The organism is Neglectibacter sp. X4 (assembly GCF_009917365.1).
Classification (GTDB): Bacteria; Bacillota; Clostridia; order Oscillospirales; family Acutalibacteraceae; genus Acutalibacter.
In genome coordinates this window covers 1-17,426 of sequence record NZ_QWLE01000005.1, presented here as the reverse complement: position 1 = coordinate 17,426, position 17,426 = coordinate 1, and the positions used below count along the sequence as shown (strand labels likewise).

The 17,426-nt window shown below is 57.6% G+C and carries 21 protein-coding genes; 14 read left to right on the top strand and 7 right to left on the bottom strand.

The genetic code is table 11. The features are described 5' to 3' along the window. Positions 1-92 precede the first annotated feature (92 nt). From D1841_RS04460 to D1841_RS04410, 11 genes are all read left to right on the top strand, one after another. Positions 93-731, top strand: a complete 639-nt coding sequence (locus D1841_RS04460; RefSeq protein ID WP_160642120.1) for an adenylate kinase — start codon at positions 93-95, stop codon at positions 729-731. Beyond that, positions 728-1,480: a type I methionyl aminopeptidase gene (gene map, locus D1841_RS04455; protein WP_160642121.1), complete on the top strand. Its 753-nt coding sequence runs from the start codon at positions 728-730 to the stop codon at positions 1,478-1,480. The genes D1841_RS04460 and map overlap by 4 nt, the downstream gene beginning before the upstream one ends. Before the next feature lie 10 nt (positions 1,481-1,490). Further along, positions 1,491-1,745 (top strand): KOW domain-containing RNA-binding protein, encoded by a 255-nt coding sequence (locus tag D1841_RS04450; protein ID WP_237076187.1) that lies wholly within the window; start codon positions 1,491-1,493, stop codon positions 1,743-1,745. Positions 1,746-1,764: 19 nt separating this feature from the next. Further along, positions 1,765-1,983: a translation initiation factor IF-1 gene (gene infA / locus D1841_RS04445; RefSeq protein ID WP_160642122.1), complete on the top strand. Its 219-nt coding sequence runs from the start codon at positions 1,765-1,767 to the stop codon at positions 1,981-1,983. 40 nt (positions 1,984-2,023) lie between these two features. Next, positions 2,024-2,137 (top strand): 50S ribosomal protein L36, encoded by a 114-nt coding sequence (gene rpmJ, locus D1841_RS04440; RefSeq protein WP_016404088.1) that lies wholly within the window; start codon positions 2,024-2,026, stop codon positions 2,135-2,137. Positions 2,138-2,155: 18 nt separating this feature from the next. Next, positions 2,156-2,524: a 30S ribosomal protein S13 gene (gene rpsM / locus D1841_RS04435; RefSeq protein WP_160642123.1), complete on the top strand. Its 369-nt coding sequence runs from the start codon at positions 2,156-2,158 to the stop codon at positions 2,522-2,524. 15 nt (positions 2,525-2,539) lie between these two features. Then, a complete protein-coding gene (rpsK, locus tag D1841_RS04430) occupies positions 2,540-2,941 on the top strand; it encodes a 30S ribosomal protein S11 (RefSeq protein WP_160642124.1) in 402 nt (133 codons plus the stop codon). A 31-nt stretch (positions 2,942-2,972) separates the two neighbouring features. Continuing rightward, positions 2,973-3,599 (top strand): 30S ribosomal protein S4, encoded by a 627-nt coding sequence (gene rpsD / locus D1841_RS04425; protein ID WP_160642125.1) that lies wholly within the window; start codon positions 2,973-2,975, stop codon positions 3,597-3,599. A gap of 47 nt (positions 3,600-3,646) precedes the next feature. Continuing rightward, positions 3,647-4,600 carry a DNA-directed RNA polymerase subunit alpha gene (locus tag D1841_RS04420; protein ID WP_160642126.1) on the top strand — a complete coding sequence of 318 codons (954 nt, stop codon included), beginning with the start codon at positions 3,647-3,649 and terminating at the stop codon, positions 4,598-4,600. A gap of 30 nt (positions 4,601-4,630) precedes the next feature. Continuing rightward, a complete protein-coding gene (gene rplQ / locus D1841_RS04415; RefSeq protein ID WP_160642127.1) occupies positions 4,631-4,972 on the top strand; it encodes a 50S ribosomal protein L17 in 342 nt (113 codons plus the stop codon). Positions 4,973-5,191: 219 nt separating this feature from the next. After that, positions 5,192-5,962, top strand: coding sequence for a hypothetical protein (locus D1841_RS04410; RefSeq protein WP_160642128.1), 771 nt, complete (start codon positions 5,192-5,194; stop codon positions 5,960-5,962). 55 nt (positions 5,963-6,017) lie between these two features. Here the strand turns inward: D1841_RS04410 and D1841_RS04405 are convergent, their stop codons facing one another. Both D1841_RS04405 and rlmB read right to left on the bottom strand, forming a co-directional pair. Further along, complete coding sequence (locus D1841_RS04405; protein WP_160642129.1) at positions 6,018-9,134, bottom strand: hypothetical protein; 3,117 nt, start codon at positions 9,132-9,134, stop codon at positions 6,018-6,020. Between the two features lie 4 nt (positions 9,135-9,138). Beyond that, positions 9,139-9,930 carry a 23S rRNA (guanosine(2251)-2'-O)-methyltransferase RlmB gene (gene rlmB, locus D1841_RS04400; RefSeq protein ID WP_160642130.1) on the bottom strand — a complete coding sequence of 264 codons (792 nt, stop codon included), beginning with the start codon at positions 9,928-9,930 and terminating at the stop codon, positions 9,139-9,141. A 667-nt stretch (positions 9,931-10,597) separates the two neighbouring features. Between rlmB and D1841_RS04395 the strand changes: the two genes are divergently transcribed. The 3 genes from D1841_RS04395 to D1841_RS04385 all read left to right on the top strand — a co-directional run bounded on the left by D1841_RS04395 (position 10,598) and on the right by D1841_RS04385 (position 14,160). Further along, the gene (locus D1841_RS04395) at positions 10,598-11,443 is read left to right on the top strand and encodes a DNA-3-methyladenine glycosylase (protein WP_160642131.1); all 846 of its coding nucleotides are present in this window, start codon (positions 10,598-10,600) and stop codon (positions 11,441-11,443) included. Positions 11,444-11,458: 15 nt separating this feature from the next. After that, on the top strand, positions 11,459-12,559 hold the full coding sequence (hemW, locus tag D1841_RS04390; RefSeq protein ID WP_160642132.1) for a radical SAM family heme chaperone HemW: 1,101 nt from the start codon (positions 11,459-11,461) through the stop codon (positions 12,557-12,559). Positions 12,560-12,678: 119 nt separating this feature from the next. Beyond that, complete coding sequence (locus D1841_RS04385; RefSeq protein ID WP_160642133.1) at positions 12,679-14,160, top strand: UDP-N-acetylmuramoyl-L-alanyl-D-glutamate--2,6-diaminopimelate ligase; 1,482 nt, start codon at positions 12,679-12,681, stop codon at positions 14,158-14,160. A 111-nt stretch (positions 14,161-14,271) separates the two neighbouring features. On the opposite strand, the gene nrdR is transcribed toward D1841_RS04385, so the two are convergent. The 5 genes from nrdR to D1841_RS04360 form a co-directional block, all read right to left on the bottom strand. Then, entirely contained in the window at positions 14,272-14,733 is a 462-nt protein-coding gene (gene nrdR, locus D1841_RS04380) for a transcriptional regulator NrdR (protein WP_160642134.1), read from the bottom strand. Positions 14,734-14,936: 203 nt separating this feature from the next. After that, positions 14,937-15,722, bottom strand: coding sequence for a sugar phosphate isomerase/epimerase (locus tag D1841_RS04375; RefSeq protein WP_160642135.1), 786 nt, complete (start codon positions 15,720-15,722; stop codon positions 14,937-14,939). 109 nt (positions 15,723-15,831) lie between these two features. Next, positions 15,832-16,044 carry a cold-shock protein gene (locus D1841_RS04370; protein WP_334466997.1) on the bottom strand — a complete coding sequence of 71 codons (213 nt, stop codon included), beginning with the start codon at positions 16,042-16,044 and terminating at the stop codon, positions 15,832-15,834. Between the two features lie 288 nt (positions 16,045-16,332). Next, a complete protein-coding gene (locus tag D1841_RS04365) occupies positions 16,333-16,614 on the bottom strand; it encodes a zinc-ribbon domain containing protein (protein WP_160642136.1) in 282 nt (93 codons plus the stop codon). A 95-nt stretch (positions 16,615-16,709) separates the two neighbouring features. Continuing rightward, positions 16,710-17,285: a sigma-70 family RNA polymerase sigma factor gene (locus D1841_RS04360; RefSeq protein ID WP_160642137.1), complete on the bottom strand. Its 576-nt coding sequence runs from the start codon at positions 17,283-17,285 to the stop codon at positions 16,710-16,712. Positions 17,286-17,426 lie beyond the last annotated feature (141 nt).

Sequence of the window (17,426 nt, the reverse complement as noted above, 5' to 3'; positions counted from 1 at the left end):
TCCCCGGATAACGCAGGAGACCCCCAAAGGGCAGGCGTGCAAAACGCCGCCGGGGGCGGCTCCGGCGGGTATTTGAGAAAGGGAGTTTTGCTATGAAGCTGATTCTTTTAGGTGCCCCGGGCGCCGGCAAAGGCACCCAGGCGGAAATTATTTGCCAGAAGAAAAATATACCCACAATCTCCACGGGGAATATCCTCCGTGAAGCGCTGAAAAGCGGCACAGAGATGGGGCTGAAAGCCAAGAGCTATATGGAAAGCGGCCAGCTTGTGCCTGATGAAATCCTCATCGGCATCATCAAAGACCGCCTCTCTGAGGAGGACTGCCAGAACGGGTTCATCCTGGACGGCTTCCCCCGCACCATCCCTCAGGCCGAGGCTCTGGACGCCATGGGGGTGGAGATCGACGCGGTACTGGATATTGAAGTACCCGACGAAGAGATCGTCTCCCGCATGTCCGGACGCCGTGTCTGCGAAGCCTGCGGCTCTTCCTACCATGTGCAGTACAAACAGCCCAAGGAGGAAGGCAAATGCGATAGCTGCGGCGGCACCCTTGTTCAGCGCAAGGACGACCACCCGGATACAGTGAAGGAACGCCTGGAAGTGTACCACACCCAGACAGAGCCTTTGAAGGAGTATTACTCCAACCAGGGCAAGCTGCTGGTGGTTCATGGCCAGGATGAGGTGGAGAAAACCACCAAGCTGGTATTGGAGGCTTTGGAGGATCTTTCATGATCGTGCTGAAAACGAGCCGGGAGCTTTCCATTATGCGGAAGGCCGGGAAAATCTCGCAGACAGCACTACGCCTTGCCGGTGAGGCTGTACAGCCCGGCACCTCCACATGGGAGCTGGACAAAATAGTGCACAGCTATATCACGAAAATGGGGGCTACCCCCAGCTTCCTGCACTATAACGGCTTTCCGGCCAGCGCATGTATATCTGTAAACGACGTGGTGATCCATGGCATACCCAAAAAGGAAACCATCTTGAAGCGGGGCGACATCGTCAGCATAGACGTGGGGGCCTGCTATAAGGGGTTTCACGGCGACAACGCCTGGACCTTCCCCTGCGGAGAAATAAGCGGGGAAGCGCAGGCGCTGCTGGACGCTACCGAGCAGGCGCTGTTTAAAGCCATTGAGCAGGCCCGCCCCGGCAACCGCCTGGGGGATATCGGCAGCACAGTGCAGGGGTATGTCGAAGCTCGCAATTACTCGGTGGTACGAGAATTTGTCGGCCACGGAGTAGGTGCGAAGCTGCACGAAGACCCAAGCGTCCCCAATTACGGCACCTCCGGCAGGGGGGTGCGGCTGCAGGCCGGGATGACCATAGCCATAGAGCCTATGATAAATCTTGGCCGCAAAGAAATAGAGGTATTAAAGGACGGCTGGACCACTGTGACAAGGGATCATTCCCTGTCAGCCCATTTTGAGCACACAGTGGCTATCACCCCTGACGGCCCCGTTATCCTCACCCGGCTGGACTGAGGGGTGCGGGATGGAAATAAAACGGGGGCAGGTGGTCAGGTCTATAGCAGGCCGTGACAAAGGGGATTTCCTGGCAGTGCTGGGAACGGAGGGGCCATGCCTCTGGGTGTGCGACGGCAAGCGCCGCCCCCTGGAGAGGCCCAAGCGCAAGAAGCCGTTCCATGTGGCGGCTACCGCCACGGTGCTTCCCGAGGAAGCCCTGAGAACCAATCGACAAATACGTTCCGCCCTCCGGCCTTTCCGGGACAGGGCGGGGAAATCGTAAGTACGGAGGTTTTTGCCTAATGTCAAAGCAGGACGTAATTGAAGTGCAGGGCATTGTGAAAGAAGCCCTGCCCAACGCGACGTTTCAGGTTGAGCTGCAAAACGGCCACACGGTGCTGGCCCACATTTCCGGCAAGCTGCGCATGAACTTCATCCGCATCCTGCCGGGGGATAAGGTCACCATGGAGATGTCTCCTTACGACCTTACCAAAGGGCGCATCACCTGGCGTTCTAAGTAAGCGATAGTGAGAAACAACCCGTACCAAGGAGGGTAAAGTTATGAAAGTAAGGCCTTCTGTGAAGAAGATGTGCGAAAAATGCAAGATCATCAAGCGCAAGGGCAAGGTCATGGTCATCTGTGACAACCCCAAGCACAAGCAGCGCCAGGGCTAATTTTTTGGAGGTGTAACAATGGCTCGAATTTCCGGTATCGACCTGCCCAGAGACAAGCGCATTGAAATCGCGCTGACCTATATCTATGGCATCGGCCGTAAGACCGCTTCTAACATTTGCGCCAATACCGGCGTAAACCCCGACATCCGCGTGCGCGATCTTTCTGAGGACGACACTGCGAAGCTCAGGGACTATATCGACAAGAACTGCCATGTGGAAGGCGATCTGCGCCGCGACGTGGCCTTCGATATCAAGCGCCTTATTGAAATCGGCTGCTACCGGGGCGTGCGCCACCGCAAGGGCCTGCCCGTAAGGGGCCAGCGCACCAAGACAAACGCCCGGACCCGCAAGGGCCCCCGCAAGACAATGGCTAACAAGAAGAAGTAAGGAGGGGTTTATCACATGGCAGCACAAAAGGGCGTAAAGGGTACGGTGCGCCGCCGCCGCGAGCGTAAGAATATCGAGCGCGGGGCAGCCCATATCCAGTCCACATTCAACAACACCATCGTCACCATCACCGACACCCAGGGCAACGCAATCTCCTGGGCAAGCTCCGGCGAGCTGGGCTTCCGCGGTTCCCGCAAGTCCACCCCCTTCGCCGCGCAGACTGCCGCTGAGACTGCCGCCCGCCTGGCTATGGAACACGGCATGAAGTCTGTAGAGGTCTATGTAAAGGGGCCTGGCGCCGGGCGTGAAGCCGCTATCCGCGCCCTGCAGGCAGCGGGCCTGGACGTCTCCATGATCAAAGACGTTACGCCCATCCCCCACAATGGATGCCGTCCTCCCAAGAGAAGACGCGTGTAAATGCAGCAATAATTAGGAGGTTACTCAGAATATGGCAAGATATACAGAAGCCGTGTGCAAGCTGTGCCGCCGCGAGGGCCAGAAGCTGTTCCTCAAGGGCGAGCGGTGCTACACAGACAAGTGTGCCATCAGCCGCCGGGCATATGCCCCCGGCCAGCATGGCCAGGGCCGCAAAAAGACATCCGAATATGGCCTGCAGCTTCGCGCCAAGCAGATGACCCGCCGTTTCTATGGCGTGCTGGAAGGCCAGTTCCACCACTACTACGAAATGGCCACCAAGATGCCCGGCAAGGCTGGCGACAACCTGCTGATTTTACTGGAGTCCCGCCTGGATAACGTGGTGTACCGCTGCGGCTGGGCAAACTCCCGTGCCGAGGCCCGCCAGCTTGTGGTTCATGGGCACTACACGGTAAACGGCAAGAAAGTGGATATCCCTTCTTATCTCTGTAAGCCCGGCGAGACTGTTGCCATTAAGGACGGCAGCCGCCAGAGCGATAAATTCAAGGCTGTGCTGGAAGCTAACTCCGCCCGGCCCACTCCCAAGTGGCTGGACGTAGACGCCCCCAACGCGCAGGCGAAGATTGCCGAGATGCCCACCCGTGAGGACATCGATCTGGAAGTGGACGAGACGCTCATCGTCGAGTTGTACTCCAAGTAAGAGTAGGCTGTGGCAATTTTTAGCGCTGTGTAAAAGGAGGATCGCGGATGATTGAGATAGAAAGACCCAAAATTGAAATAGCGGAAATTCTCGAAAACGGCACCTATGGCAAGTTTGTCATAGAACCCCTGGAGAGGGGATTCGGCACCACCCTGGGCAACTCCCTGCGCCGCGTGCTGCTCTCCAGCCTGCCGGGCGTCGCCGTGAAATCTATCAAGATTGACGGCGTGCTGCACGAATTTTCCACCATCCCAGGAGTAAAGGAAGATGTCACCGAGATCGTGCTGAACATCAAAGGGCTTGTGGCAAAGCTTCACTGCGACGGCCCCAAGACCATTGAGGTTTCCGCTGAAGGGCCTTGCGTAGTTACAGCGGATTCGATTAAAAGTGACAGCGAGGTGGAGATCCTCAATCCGGATCTGCACATCTGCACACTGGGAGACGGGGCCAAGCTCTATATGGAGCTGACCCTTGATAAGGGAAGGGGTTATGTCTCGAACGAGCGCAACAAGCAGAACCTGCCGGAAGGCGTTATAGGGGAGATTGCGGTCGATTCTATTTACACACCTGTGCTCAAGGTTAATTTCAACGTGGAAAGCACCCGCGTGGGCCAAAGCATCGACTATGATAAGCTGACGCTGGAGGTCTGGACAAACGGTGTTATCAACGCGCAGGAGGCAGTGTCTCTTGCGGCCAAGGTCCTCACCGACCACCTGAACCTGTTTGTGGACTTGTCCGATAAGGGCAAGAGCACAGAGATCATGGTGGAAAAGGATGAGGGCGGCAAAGAAAAGGTTCTTGAAATGACCATCGAGGAGCTGGATCTGTCGGTCCGTTCCTTTAACTGCCTCAAGCGCGCTGGCATCAACACCGTGGAGGATCTCATCAGCAAGTCTGAGGAGGACATGATGAAGGTGCGCAACCTGGGGCGGAAATCGCTGGAAGAGGTCATATGGAAGCTGGCTTCTCTGGGCTTCAGCCTGCGTAAGGATGACGAATAAGTTTTTTGACCATAGATAGGAGGGAATATCATGCCGGGAACCAGAAAACTGGGCAGGGCCACTGCCCACCGGACGGCTATGCTGCGCGGCCTGGTAACGTTCTTCTTTGAGAACGGCAAGATCGAAACCACCGTAACCCGCGCCAAGGAAGTGCAGTCCTTGGCGGAAAAGATGATTACCATTGCCAAGGATAACAGCCTGCACAACAAGCGGCTGGTTATGGGCTTCATCACCAAGGAGGGCGTGACCAACAAGCTCTTCACAGAGATTGCTCCCAAATACGCGGAGCGCAACGGCGGCTACACCCGCGTTACAAAGCTTGGCCCCCGCCGGGGCGACGCTGCCGAAATGGCAGTTCTGGAGCTGCTGTAAGGGAAAGGCCTTGGGGGCTTCCCGCCCTCAAACCCCGCGCCAAAGGGGCATCGGTCTCACCTGCCGGTTCGGCCAGCGCTGAACAATCGCCACTGGCGATTAGCGCCCCTCTGGACTCCCATCTGCCCAGCGGGCTGGGGAAATTAAATATATGAAAAAAGGGGGGCTGTGTGCTGCACACAGCCCCCCTTGCCATAGGCGGAAAGGAGGGATTGGATTTTGGAGAAAAGGAAAGCCTTCCGCATAGCCCTGGTGGCGGCAATCCTGCTGTGCCTGCTGCCTGTAGGAGCCGCCGCCAACGGGGCGATGGGGCCAGAGATGACGATTATTGTAATCGGCGGGCCGGAGGATTTAACCATTGACATTGTGAAAACAGACGGCATAAACGAAGGCCGCATACACTTGGAAGGCGCGGTACAGATTGGCTTTGAAAGGCGCTATAGGGTAGACTACCTTCAGGAGTGGACCGCACACCCAAAAGAAGAGCTTCTCTGGAATGCCACAAAGACCACCCTGGAGGTGCGGGGCACAGGGCTGAGCTGGGACATTCCCGCAGACGGGCTCGAATATAAAGGCTACAGCCATCTGGTAACCCTGGATGTGGGCAGCAGGGAGGTAATACCCGGCCAGCCCCCCTGGCGCCAGCCGCTGCTGGTAGGCATACGGGTCGTGTTCACGCTGCTGGTGGAGGGCATAGCCTTTTACTGCTTCGGGTACCGCCGAAAAGGAAGCTGGGCTGTGTTTATCCTCATAAACATCCTCACCCAGACGGGCCTTTCATTCCTCATGGCCCAGGCTGAATTCGGGATATACCTGCTGAGCCTGCTGGTGTATTTTGTGGCAGAGCCGCTAGTCTTTATCGTGGAAGCCCTGGCTTATGTGTTCCTGCTGCGGGAAAAGAGCTGGAAGCGCGGCATGGCCTGTGCTCTTTCCGCCAATGCCGCCAGCCTGTTTTTGGGGCTGCTGCTATACGCCTTTGTCCCCATATGATGAAAAAACCGTACCCGGTGAAAAAGCCGGATACGGTTTTTGAGTTACAGGGTAATTATTTTCGCAGCTTGGGCAGGGCCAGCAGGATAAGCAGGCCAATGCCCTGAAAGACAAAGAGGGTAAAGGAAGAAAGCTGGCGCATACCTCCAAAGCAGGCCATAAAGGCCACCAGGATAAAGCCGCACACCACCACCGCGCACTGGATTGCCACCAGCAGGCCTGTCATGCGCTTTTGCTCCACACAGGCGGAAATAACGCTGAGCATAGATTCCATGCGGCCTTTTGTGGCCACCAGCGCGTCTGCCCGGGGGATTTTCTCCTCCATCAGCTTCTGGGCCTCCTGACCAAGCTGACCGTCCAGAATCCCCACAGAGGCAGTGTCAATGCCAAACAGCCGGGCCACCAGCGCCGGGGTAACATTGGGATCCGTAGTGCGCACAAGCACCGTAATGCCGCTGTCCTCCATGCGCTGCAGCTCGTTTTTCTTCCGGCGGTCTGCGCCATAGGTGAGCACCAGCATGGCGGCAACTGCCGCGTCCACCGCAATATAAATGATAGACTTATTCCCGGAGGCATACTGCGTCTCTTCCTCCCGGGCAGGCACTTCAATGCGGTTGTTGATAAGCAGGCCGCGATTGCCAATATAGATTTTCCTGCCATCCACCCAGCCTACAATGCCGCCTCCCGGCTCATAGTGGAACTTTTCCACCTCCGGCAAAGCGTCCTCGTTTTCGCTGATAACCTGGTCAAACACGCTGGAAAGGGGGCCGCCGATTTCCTTCATCAAAGCGGAAGCGGACATAATGGCTTCCTCAGCCCCAATGCGGTTGCCAAAGGTCTTAATGCCCCCCAGCACCACTGTGCCAGGAGGGAACAGCTCGGAAGCGTCGCACACAACAGCGTTTACGTCCCCCAGCTTTTCAATGGCTTCATAGCTGACCACCATGGCCCCGGCCCGGCGTGCCGTCTTGCACAGGCGGCTTAAAGGCAGGTTTACTGCCAGCATGTTCCCTGCCGCCACACAGGCACAGCAGGCCGCCGCCAGGGCGCTGAGGGCAGAGGACACGCTTTTCGTCACCAGCAGGCTGCAAATGCATAGCACCAGGGAGGACAAAAGCCCAATAGGCGCAATAAGCTGGGAGGAGGATTCTGTGGGATCCGGGCTGTAGGAAAGCTCTAAAAAGCGCTTTAAGAAGCCAGCCCTGCACTGGTAGGCTACCAATGGTTTTTCCGCCACCACATCCTTGGTCATCTTCAAAGAGGTGTTGTAGTCATCAAAGGTGCGCACAGCGTATTTCTGCTCCCGGGAGGTGACAAACCGGAAATTGCTGTGGATGCGCCGGAGCATGGTCAGCTTTCCGGCCGCGTTTAAGAACAGCAGGGCAGTAAGCACAACAGCGTACAGGTGCAGCTTGCCGTCTGCCAAATCGCTTTGGAAGAAAACTGCTCCCAGGGTCTGCACCGCCACCGCCACCGCAGCCACTGCGCAGGCGCTGTCAGAGTTGGCGCTGAGGGAGAACAGGGCCTTTAAGCCGTTGCCCACTGTGCGGTAGCAAATACCCATGGACACACCGGCAAGCACCACAGTCAGGATAATAAAGATAATGGGCATAGAACCCACATCCCCGCCGGCAGAGAAGCGCCCGCCGAAAATCAGGTTCACAACAGTCAGGATAAGGGTACACACCCCGGTTATCATCATGCGCATGGAAAGCTCGTGCATGTCCCCCCGCAACTCGTGGGCAATGGACTTTGCATCCTCCGGGCCAGTATAGTCCTCAATGGATTCTCCGGTGTCCACATCCGGGGCGGGCATTTCCTCCTCAGGGAGATTTATCTCCAGCTTTTTGTTCTTCACCCTGCGGCGGGGCGCAGCCTCCTCCATCTCTGCCTGCAAGGCTTGCTGCAGCCCTTCAGATTCAGACAGCAGGGCGCTTTGCAGCACATCCGCATGGATGATATGGGTGGCAATGCGCCGGGAGCGGTATTCGTATATGCTCTGCACCCGGGGGATTTCCGCCATGGGCCTGGGGGGCGGCGCTTTCTGCCTTGGAGGGGCCGCGGGCATTTCGATAGTGGCCTGAGGCTCTGCTTCCGGGGCTGGCTGTGCCAAGGACTCTCCTGCTTCCGCGGCTTGTCCCTCTCCGGAAAGGGGTTCCCGCTCTGAAAGGAGGGGCGCTGGCTGTGCTTCTTCCGCGTAGGCAGGTTCCTGCCCCACAGGGGCTTCCTGTGCCAGCCCGTCCTCCATGAGGGCTTCCTCCGGCTCCAGCATCACTTCCCCAGTCATGTGCTCTTCCAAAGCAGGCTCTGGCACTTCCTCCGGGGCTGGGGCGAATTCCAATATTTTGTGGACAGTTTCCTCGCTGACTGTGGCCGCTTCCATCCCGCCGCCTTCCTGCACCTGCTGCAGTTCCACGGTGTTGTTCAGCACATTCAGCTTGATTTCCATAGTCTGGTCGGAGGAGGTTTCCAGCATGGCCCGCTGGATGTCCGGCAGTTCCTCCTGGCTTCTCTTCCCGCCCTCCACGTCGATCCCGTGCTGGCGGGCATAGGGATCCGCCGCAAAGGCCGTAACAGGCATGGGGGCCACCACGCCGAATTCATCGGCTATCTGCTCCTCGTCCACCCCGGCAGTCTGGACGGCCTCTGCCACCCGGCGGCGGCGCTCTTTCTGCAGGCGCTGGAAATTCTCCTCCACCTCCTGATCAATGGCAGTGGTGGAGTCGTCAAACAGCGCCTTAAAGCTGTCCCCTCCCGGGGCCATGTCCTCGGGCACGTCATTGTCCAGGCGGTATTCATCCAGAGGCTTTAGCTGGATGCCATAGTACATGTCCTCGCCCTCGTCAAAGTCCGGCATCTTTTTCCGCCTGCCGAAAAGCCCCCACTTTTTCTTCTTCTTTTTCGGCTTCTCCTGGGGCAGTTCTTCCTCAGGGGAAATTTCCTCCTCCTGGAAAGGCGGCTCCGCAGGGGGAGCGGGTTGGGGCGCTTTTACAGGGACAGGCCGGGGCTGGGCAGGGGCCTTTGCGGGGGTCTCCTGCCTTGGGGGCGCAGGTTTGTCGGGGACAGGATCTGGCGGCTGGGGGGCAGGCAGATCCATCTCCCCTGCGCCCTCCCGGCGCGCCCGTTCTTCCGCCAGAATATCTTCCAAAGTAAAATCCGGTTTCTCTGCCATGGTGTTAGAGATCCCTCCTTTTGGGATTGAACGCCTGCAGCCCGCTTCTCTGGCGGGCCGCCTCGCAGCACAGCACACCTGCCGCAACTGAGGCGTTCAGCGAATTGATTTTGCCCATCTGGGGCAGGGACAGCACAAAGTCGGCCTTTTCTTTCACCAAGCGGCTTACCCCCCGGCCCTCAGAGCCTATCACCAGGGCGCAAGGCCCGGTCAAATCCGCCTGCACCCAGGGCTGCCCGTCCATATCGGCAGCGTATATCCACACGCCCTGTTTCTGTAAGTCCTCCAGCAGCCGGGGCAGGTTCTGCACCCGGGCCACAGGCAGATGCTCCACAGCCCCTGCCGAGGCCCTGCCCACAGCATAAGTAAGCCCCACGCTGCGCCGCTTGGGGATAATCACCCCATGGGCGCCCGCGCATTCCGCAGAGCGTATCACAGCCCCCAGGTTGTGGGGATCCTCCAGCCCGTCGCATATCACCAGGAAAGGAGGCTCGCCCCGCTTCCGGGCCAGGGCCAGCAGATCCTCCACCCGGGCATATTCCTTCACAGCCGCCACTGCCACCACGCCCTGGTGATGCTCTCCGGGGCACAGGTGGTTCAGCTTCTGTATGTCCACTTCCTTCACAGCGGCCCCGGCCTCCTTGGCTTTTGCCACAAGGGCCAACACCGGGCCGCTTGCCTCTCCCCGGGAAATATACAGGCTGTCAATGGTGCGGCCCGCCCGCAGGGCTTCGCTTACAGCGTTGCGCCCGGCTATGATGTTTTCATCTGTCCGGCTTCCTCTTTGCTTTTCCAACTTCCGGCGCACATCCTTTACAAAAGGGGATTTCTTCATGCAATACAGTTTTTCAGGGGTTATCATGGGAAACAGGGAAAATCATGTCCCTTATATTGTACCGTATTCTGCCGCAAATTTCAAATAAAAATGCGCAATCCAGCCGACAAAAGCCCGGTTTCTTTGACTTTCCCCATAAAATTGATACAGGGAAGGCGGATTTATCCCTTTTTTTGCAAAAAAATTCTTTTTGCAAGGGGAAAACAGGCTCAAACATCAGTTTCCATAAAACACTTTCCCTCTTTGTGAACCAATGTGGAAAACTCTGTGGAAAATGTGGATAACTCCTTGTCCGCCAAGGGTTTTCCCGGTGGAAAAGGGAAAGAAAGGGGCTTTTCCACACTTATGGCAGGGAATTCCCCCATTCAATATCCACCCAGGGAATATATTTTCCCACAAATTCTTGTGTCAAGCCCCCTGCCCGGCAGGAAACGCATAGAGTATACAGCCGGGAAATAGGGAAATTTTGCCTGCCTGCCCTGTTTTGGGGCTGTTCATTTCCCCTTTTTTGTGCTATACTGCAAGAAACAGGGCGAAATGCCGGGAAATCCTCCCTTGCGCCCTGCTTTTTCATGATGCATATTTATACTTTTTGTAAATTTAACAAAAAAAGAAAGGCGGCGAACATATGACAGAACCCCTCTGCTCCATCCCCGCCTCCTTCAGCCTGGCCCAAACCCTGGACTGCGGCCAGGCCTTCCGCTGGCAGCCCCTGCCGGGAGAGCCGGGGGCCTGGCAGGGCGTGGCACAGGATAAAGCGCTGGTTGTGCGGGAAGCCCAGGGCAGGCAGCACTTTTCCTGTTCCCAGGCGGAATTTGACTCCTTCTGGCGGGGATACTTTGATCTGGACGAAGACTATGAGGCAAAGCGCGCGGCCCTCAGCGCCCTAAGCCCGGTGCTGGCAGAGGCAGCCGCCTTTGCCCCGGGCATCCGGCTGCTGCGGCAGGATCCTTGGGAAGCCCTGTGCTCTTTCATCATCTCCCAGAACAACAATATACCCCGGATAAAGGGCATCCTCCAGCGGCTGTGCCAGGGCTGGGGCAGCCCCATTCCTGGCACAGGGCTTTCCGGATTCCCCTCCCCCCAGGCCCTGGCAGGGGAAACGCCGGAAAGCCTTGCCCCTCTGCGGGCAGGCTTCCGGGCAAAATATCTCATAGACGCGGCCCAAAAGGTATCGTCGGGAGAGGTAAGCTTGGAAGCCGTGGACAAGGCCCCTCTGGAGGAGGGCCGCCGGGAGCTGCAAAAAATCAGGGGCGTCGGCCCCAAGGTGGCGGAATGCGCCCTGCTGTACGGCTTCCATAAAACCCGGTGCTTCCCCATGGACGTGTGGATGAAGCGGGCCATGCACACCCTTCTTCCCGGCTTTTCCCCAGAGGATTTCGGGGAAAACGCGGGCCTTGCCCAGCAATACATTTTTCATTACAGCCGGATGCATCCCGCCCTTTTTGCCAAAGCGGCAGGAGAAAACCCATAAAGAGGAGGCCGCTATATGGCAGGCTTATATATCCATGTCCCTTTCTGCCGGGGCAAATGCCCTTACTGCGATTTTTATTCCCTGCCCTGCGAGGAGGGCGCCATGGATGCCTATGTCCGCCGGACAGAGGCAGTGCTGGCCCAGTGGGGGGGTATGCCTATAACTACAATCTATTTTGGGGGCGGCACCCCCAGCCTGCTGGGGCCAGAGCGGCTTTCCCGTTTGCTCCGGCAGGCCAGAAAATCCTTCCCCCTTGCCCCTCCGGGGGAAGCCACCCTGGAGGCAAATCCCACCCATGTGAACGAGGCCTTTTTTGCCGCCCTGGCCGAAGCCGGGTTCACCCGCCTTTCCATGGGGATGCAGTCGGCAGACCGGGAAGAGCTAAAGCTCTTGGGCCGTGCCCACAGCCCGGAGAATGTAGAGGAAGCTGTGAAAGCCGCTCAAAGGGCTGGGTTCCGGAATATTTCCCTGGACATGATGCTGGGCCTGCCCGGCGGGAGCAGGGAAAAGCTGGGCCGCACCATCGCGTTTGCCTCTGGCTTGGGAGTGCAGCATATCTCTGCCTACATCCTGAAGGTGGAGCCGGGCACTCCCTTTGCCTCGGCGGGCCTTGTTCTGCCAGACGGGGACGAAACCGCCGAAGAGTATCTTTTCTGCGTGGAAGAGCTTGCCCGTCAGGGTTTCTTCCAGTATGAAATCAGCAATTTCTCCCGCCCCGGCTTTGAAAGCCGCCATAACCTTATTTACTGGCAGGGGGAGGAGTATCTGGGCATAGGCCCCGGGGCGCATTCCTTCCAAAACGGCAGGCGGTTTTACTTTCCCCGGGATCTGGAGGGCTTCCTGGCGGGATCCGCACCCGCGGACGACGGGCCGGGCGGATCTTTTCCGGAATACGCCATGCTCCGCCTGCGCCTAACAGAGGGGCTAAGCGAGGCAGGCTGCGGGGAAAGGTTCGGCCCTGCCGGAAAGGGAGCCTTCCGCCGCCTGCTGGAAAACGCCAAAACCTGCCCGCCCCATCTTATCCGGATATCCCCCCAGTCCCTCCGGTTCACCCCGGAAGGCTTCCTGGTGTCAAATGCCCTGCTGCTGCGCCTGCTGGAGGGCGCGGAGGCATAAGGCACATGCTTTGGACACTCCCCCCGCCCAGGCCGCATTGACAATCTGCTCAAAAGCAGGTATGATATAAGCAGGATTCTCATACAATACAGATCAGAATACCGGAAGGAAGTGCTGGCATGAAGGTATCGCGGCTGGTAAAAGCCTTGGGGCTTCAGGGCTTTGAGGACGTGGAGGTTACAGATATTGTGTACGATTCCCGGAAGGCCCTGCCGGGCTGCGCGTTTGTATGCCTGCGGGGGGCAAGCGCTGACGGGCACCAGTATGCCGCCAAGGCCTGCGCCGCCGGGGCAAAGGTGGTTGTGGCGGAAGAGCCTGTGGAGGCCCCGGGCGCCCAGGTGCTGCTGGTGCCGGACACCAAAAAAGCCCTGGCCCTGATGAGCGCCGCCTTTTTCGGGAACCCGGCAGAGGGGGACATCCAGGTTATCGGCATCACAGGCACAAAGGGGAAAACCAGCACCGCTTATATGATACAGGCCATTTTGCAGGCTGCGGGGCATAAAACCGGGATTATCGGCACGGTGGGGGTGCTTATCGGCCATAAGCTGACCCAGATTGAAAACACCACCCCCCAAAGCTATGAGGTGCAGAGATACCTGCGGGAAATGGCAGACGCCGGGTGCGAATACTGCGTAATGGAGGCCTCCTCCATCGGCCTGCGGGACTTCCGGGTATACGGATTCCCCTTTAAAGCCGGGGTGTTCACAAATTTTTCCGAAGATCACATTGGCGGGGTAGAGCACAAGGACATGCAGGAGTATCTGGAAAGCAAGGCCCTGCTGTTCCCCATGTGCGAAACCGCTGTAGGCAATTTTGACGATGAGGCCGTCATGGGCGTGCTGGAAAAGGCCCCCTGCCCTGTTAAGACCTTTGGCTTCGGCACGGGGGCAGATTATCAGGGAAGCGGCTGCGCCCACCTAAACCGGCCCGGCTTTCTGGGCATCACCTTCCAGGTGTCCGGCGCTCTCCAGTTCGCCGCCCAGGTGGGCCTGTCCGGACGTTTTAATGCCAGCAATGCCCTGGCAGCCATTGCCTGCTGCCACCAGTTGGGCATCCCCCAGGCCGCTATGGAGGAGGGCCTGGGGCAGGTGCGGGTAAAGGGGCGGGTAGAGCCTGTGGAGGTGCCAGGCCCCTTCACCCTGCTGCTGGACTATGCCCACAATGCCGTTGCCATGGAAAACCTGCTTGTCACCCTGCGGGAATATAACCCCGCAAGGCTTATCTGCCTGTTTGGCGCAGGAGGAAACCGGTCCCGGGTGCGGCGGTATGAGATGGGGGAGGTAAGCGGCAGGCTGGCCGATCTCTCCGTAATAACAGAGGACAATTCCCGGGACGAGGACGTGATGGATATCATCGCGGACATTAAAACCGGAATGGCAAAAACCAGCGGGAAATATATCGAGATCCCCAACCGGCGGGCGGCAATCAAATGGTGCCTGGAGAACGCGGGGGAAGGGGATATTGTGGTGCTGGCAGGCAAGGGCCACGAGGATTACCAGGAGATTAAGGGAAAAAAATATCCCTTTGACGAGCGTGTGGTGGTGAAAGAGCTGCTGGAAGAGCTGGCACAGGAAAGCGCCAACTGCGTGAGCGCGCCCTGATTTTAGGATCAGTCCCTTTTTTAAAAGCTTTGCCGGTAGCCTCTCTATAGGCTGTTCTCCGCAATCAAAAAAGCGCCGGGGGAAAATTCTCCCTCCGGCGCTTTTCCGCGTTTATTTTGATTTGCTGTTGATAATCTTGCTCAGCTCTTCCATGAAGCTGTTGATATCCTTAAACTGCCGGTATACCGAAGCAAAACGCACATAGGCCACCTCGTCCACAGACTTCAGCTTTTCCATGGCATAGGTGCCAATGCGCTGGGAGGAAATCTCCCTGTCCAGGGAGTTCTGGAGCAAAGCCTCAATCTCGTCCACAATCCGCTCCAGGGTGTCCACAGAGACAGGCCGCTTCTCGCAGGCGCGCAGAAGGCCGTTTAACAGCTTGCTGCGGTCGAAAGTTTCCCGGGACTTGTCCTTTTTAATCACGACAATAGGCACGTTTTCAATGATCTCATAGGTTGTAAAGCGCTTGCCGCATTTCAGGCATTCCCGGCGGCGGCGGATGCGCTCGCCTTCATCGGTGGGGCGGGAATCCACCACCCTGCTTTCACTGTAGCCGCAATAGGGACACTTCATAGCCGATACCTCCCAAAAAGTATTCTATAAGTAAACACATTGCCTATGAGGGCAAAACGGAGTGTTTCTGTCAACCACAATATATGGGACACAAAGGCCCTGTCTGAAAAGTATACACGAAATATAGGGAAAATGCAAGAAGATCCGCGAAAAAAAGAAAGCGCGGCCCAAAAAAATTTGTGTATTCCCCCGGACAGCCGCCCTTAACAGCCAAAAGCCTTTTCCAGAACCGCCCGGGATTTTTCCAGCTCGCCCGGCTCGCCAAAGCCGCTGCGGTACACCTCTGTCACCACTGCGCCCTGATAGCCTGCCCTCTCCAGCAGGCGGCGGAACCCGGCCAAATCAAAATCCCCTGCCCCGGGCAGCAGGCAGGCCTCCCCCTCCCGGCAGCCGCTGAGATGTACATGGCAAAGCCTGTCCCCCATAGCCCCTGCCACATCCTCTATGGAAAACCCGGAAAGCCTGCACTGCTTTACGTCCAGCACAAAGGCGCAGTCCTCCCCCAAATAGGAGCGCATCCCCTGCAGGAAAGCCGGGCGGGCGCTTTTCAGCCTGCGTACATTTTCCTGGGCAGGGCGGGCGCCTGTCCCTGCCGCCCTGCGGTATAAGTTCCCAAAGCGCTCCCAATATTCCTGGTCGCTCAGCTTCCCGTGGCCCTCCATCTGCCCATGCACCACGAAATATCCGGCCCCCAGATAGGCGGCGGCTTCTGCATACCGCAGGTAAAAGTCCATCCCCTCCTCTGTGCGCCGGGGATAGTCCCCAAAAAGCAGCATGGATTCCATGGCAGCGGTAAAGGGGTGGACAGACACAAAGCTTGCCCCATAGCAGGATCCCATGGCCTTCAGCTCCCGCAGAAAGGGCTTTTCCATTTCCCGGGCAGAGTTGAGGAATACTTCAAAACAGCGGTACCCCTGCTCCAAGAGGATTTCCAGGGACTTCTCCGTTTCCATAGGGTACAGACATGCGGTGCTGATGCCGGTCTGCAAGGCAAACACTCCCTTTCCTGTGTTTCATCAAAAAAGCCTTATCAACGATATAGCAAAAAGGCCGGAGCCTGCTTTTGCAGGCCCGGCCTTTAGCGCCTGGGCGGTAAACTTACAGCTTAACCACGTTCACAGCGCGCAGCTTCTCGCTGTTCTTGGGATCCGGCTCGGTTTCAAAAGTGACCTTCTGGCCTTCTTCCAGAGTCTTGAAGCCCTCGGACTGGATAGCGGAGAAATGTACGAACACGTCCTCGCCGCCCTCGTCGTTGGAAATGAAGCCATAGCCCTTTTCTGCGTTGAACCATTTAACTGTACCGTTCATGATCGGCACCTCCATAGAAAGTATTGCGTATCCGGCTAGCCGAGCCGGATAACGGGAATTTCCTTGAGGGGAGAAGCCCGTGCTCCGTGCCTGACAAAAAACTCACAGCTTGTGTAAATCATCAGACGCTCCAATGACTTACAGAAACTGCGAGTTCATCTTTCGTGCTATCAGAATACAATGGTATTATACCATGGGATATAGACTTTGTCAACCCCCCAACCGCCGCAAATCCGGGAAAGAAAGGAAGAAAAAGCAAAACCGGCGGGGCTTCTGCCCGCCGGCCCTTTGTCAATCCGTTTCCTCTTTCATAGCGGCGAAACACTCGCTGCAATAGACAGGGCGATCCTCCCGGGGCTGGAAGGGCACATGGGCCTCTTTCCCGCAGGAAGCGCACACAGCCGTAAACATCTCACGCTGGGAACGGCCTGGGTTTTTGCGGGCTTGGCGGCATTCCCTGCAGCGCTGGGGCTGGTTAGCAAAGCCTTTTTCCGCATAGAATTCCTGTTCCCCGGCTGTGAACACGAACTCCCTGCCGCACTCTTTGCAGGTAAGGGTCTTGTCCTCATACATGATTTGAAACCTCGCTTTACCGTAATACTTGTTGCCCGCAACGGAGTTGCACCGTTTTCTCTCATACCTGGGCATATATAGGGTACAAGCCCGGCTTACTCCATGGCCCGCAGCTTGCTGCGCACCCTGTGCAGGGCATTGTCGCAGGACTTCTGGGACACCCCCAGCTTTTCCGGTAGCTCCCGCCTGGGGCAGCCGCTGAGGTACAGCGCCAGCACCCGGCGTTCTAAAGGGGAAAGGGACGCTTCCAGCCTTTGGCGAAGCTGGTGAAGCCATTCCCGCAGCTCCAGCGCGGCCCCGGGATCTTCCCCTGCCACGGTGAAAGCCATATCGCCGCTGTCCAGGGAAACCGATTCGTTCAAAGTCCTGTTGCCGCTGCTGCCATAGCGCCGCACAGCGCTTGCCATACGGTTATAGATGCACACCCCCGCATAGGTGGAAAAGGAAGCCCCGGCCCTTTCGTCAAAGGATACTGCCGCTGTGTACAGCCCCCAAAGGCCCTCCTGGGTCAGATCCTCCACCTCCGGCGCATGGGCGCCGGAAAACCTGTGGGCCTTTGCCCGCACCAGCCACAGATACCGGGCGCTAAGCGCCGTAAAGGCATCCGCGTCCCCCTGACGCACCCGGCGCGCTAACTGCGCGCTGCTCCATTCTTCAAAATCCCCGGACATCCCGACACCTCGCGGCAGGGCTTTACAGTCGGCAAGGCCGCATGCTTGAAAATCAGGCTGTACCGGTTTTCAAGCGCGTTTACTGTATCGCCCCTTCTGCTGTATTTTCTCTCTAATCATATCCTAAACCTCCCGCTCCGT

What these genes read in the sequence shown, in the direction of transcription:
- rpmJ (WP_016404088.1), top strand. Translation starts at nt 2,024, where the DNA reads ATGAAAGTAAGGCCTTCTGTGAAGAAGATGTGCGAAAAATGCAAGATC.
- infA (WP_160642122.1), top strand. Translation starts at nt 1,765, where the DNA reads ATGTCAAAGCAGGACGTAATTGAAGTGCAGGGCATTGTGAAAGAAGCC.
- D1841_RS04360 (WP_160642137.1), bottom strand. Translation starts at nt 17,285, where the DNA reads ATGTCCGGGGATTTTGAAGAATGGAGCAGCGCGCAGTTAGCGCGCCGG.
- map (WP_160642121.1), top strand. Translation starts at nt 728, where the DNA reads ATGATCGTGCTGAAAACGAGCCGGGAGCTTTCCATTATGCGGAAGGCC.
- D1841_RS04385 (WP_160642133.1), top strand. Translation starts at nt 12,679, where the DNA reads ATGAAGGTATCGCGGCTGGTAAAAGCCTTGGGGCTTCAGGGCTTTGAG.
- D1841_RS04420 (WP_160642126.1), top strand. Translation starts at nt 3,647, where the DNA reads ATGATTGAGATAGAAAGACCCAAAATTGAAATAGCGGAAATTCTCGAA.
- D1841_RS04395 (WP_160642131.1), top strand. Translation starts at nt 10,598, where the DNA reads ATGACAGAACCCCTCTGCTCCATCCCCGCCTCCTTCAGCCTGGCCCAA.
- rpsM (WP_160642123.1), top strand. Translation starts at nt 2,156, where the DNA reads ATGGCTCGAATTTCCGGTATCGACCTGCCCAGAGACAAGCGCATTGAA.
- D1841_RS04405 (WP_160642129.1), bottom strand. Translation starts at nt 9,134, where the DNA reads ATGGCAGAGAAACCGGATTTTACTTTGGAAGATATTCTGGCGGAAGAA.
- rpsK (WP_160642124.1), top strand. Translation starts at nt 2,540, where the DNA reads ATGGCAGCACAAAAGGGCGTAAAGGGTACGGTGCGCCGCCGCCGCGAG.
- D1841_RS04460 (WP_160642120.1), top strand. Translation starts at nt 93, where the DNA reads ATGAAGCTGATTCTTTTAGGTGCCCCGGGCGCCGGCAAAGGCACCCAG.
- D1841_RS04450 (WP_237076187.1), top strand. Translation starts at nt 1,491, where the DNA reads ATGGAAATAAAACGGGGGCAGGTGGTCAGGTCTATAGCAGGCCGTGAC.
- nrdR (WP_160642134.1), bottom strand. Translation starts at nt 14,733, where the DNA reads ATGAAGTGTCCCTATTGCGGCTACAGTGAAAGCAGGGTGGTGGATTCC.
- rplQ (WP_160642127.1), top strand. Translation starts at nt 4,631, where the DNA reads ATGCCGGGAACCAGAAAACTGGGCAGGGCCACTGCCCACCGGACGGCT.
- rpsD (WP_160642125.1), top strand. Translation starts at nt 2,973, where the DNA reads ATGGCAAGATATACAGAAGCCGTGTGCAAGCTGTGCCGCCGCGAGGGC.
- hemW (WP_160642132.1), top strand. Translation starts at nt 11,459, where the DNA reads ATGGCAGGCTTATATATCCATGTCCCTTTCTGCCGGGGCAAATGCCCT.
- D1841_RS04365 (WP_160642136.1), bottom strand. Translation starts at nt 16,614, where the DNA reads ATGTATGAGGACAAGACCCTTACCTGCAAAGAGTGCGGCAGGGAGTTC.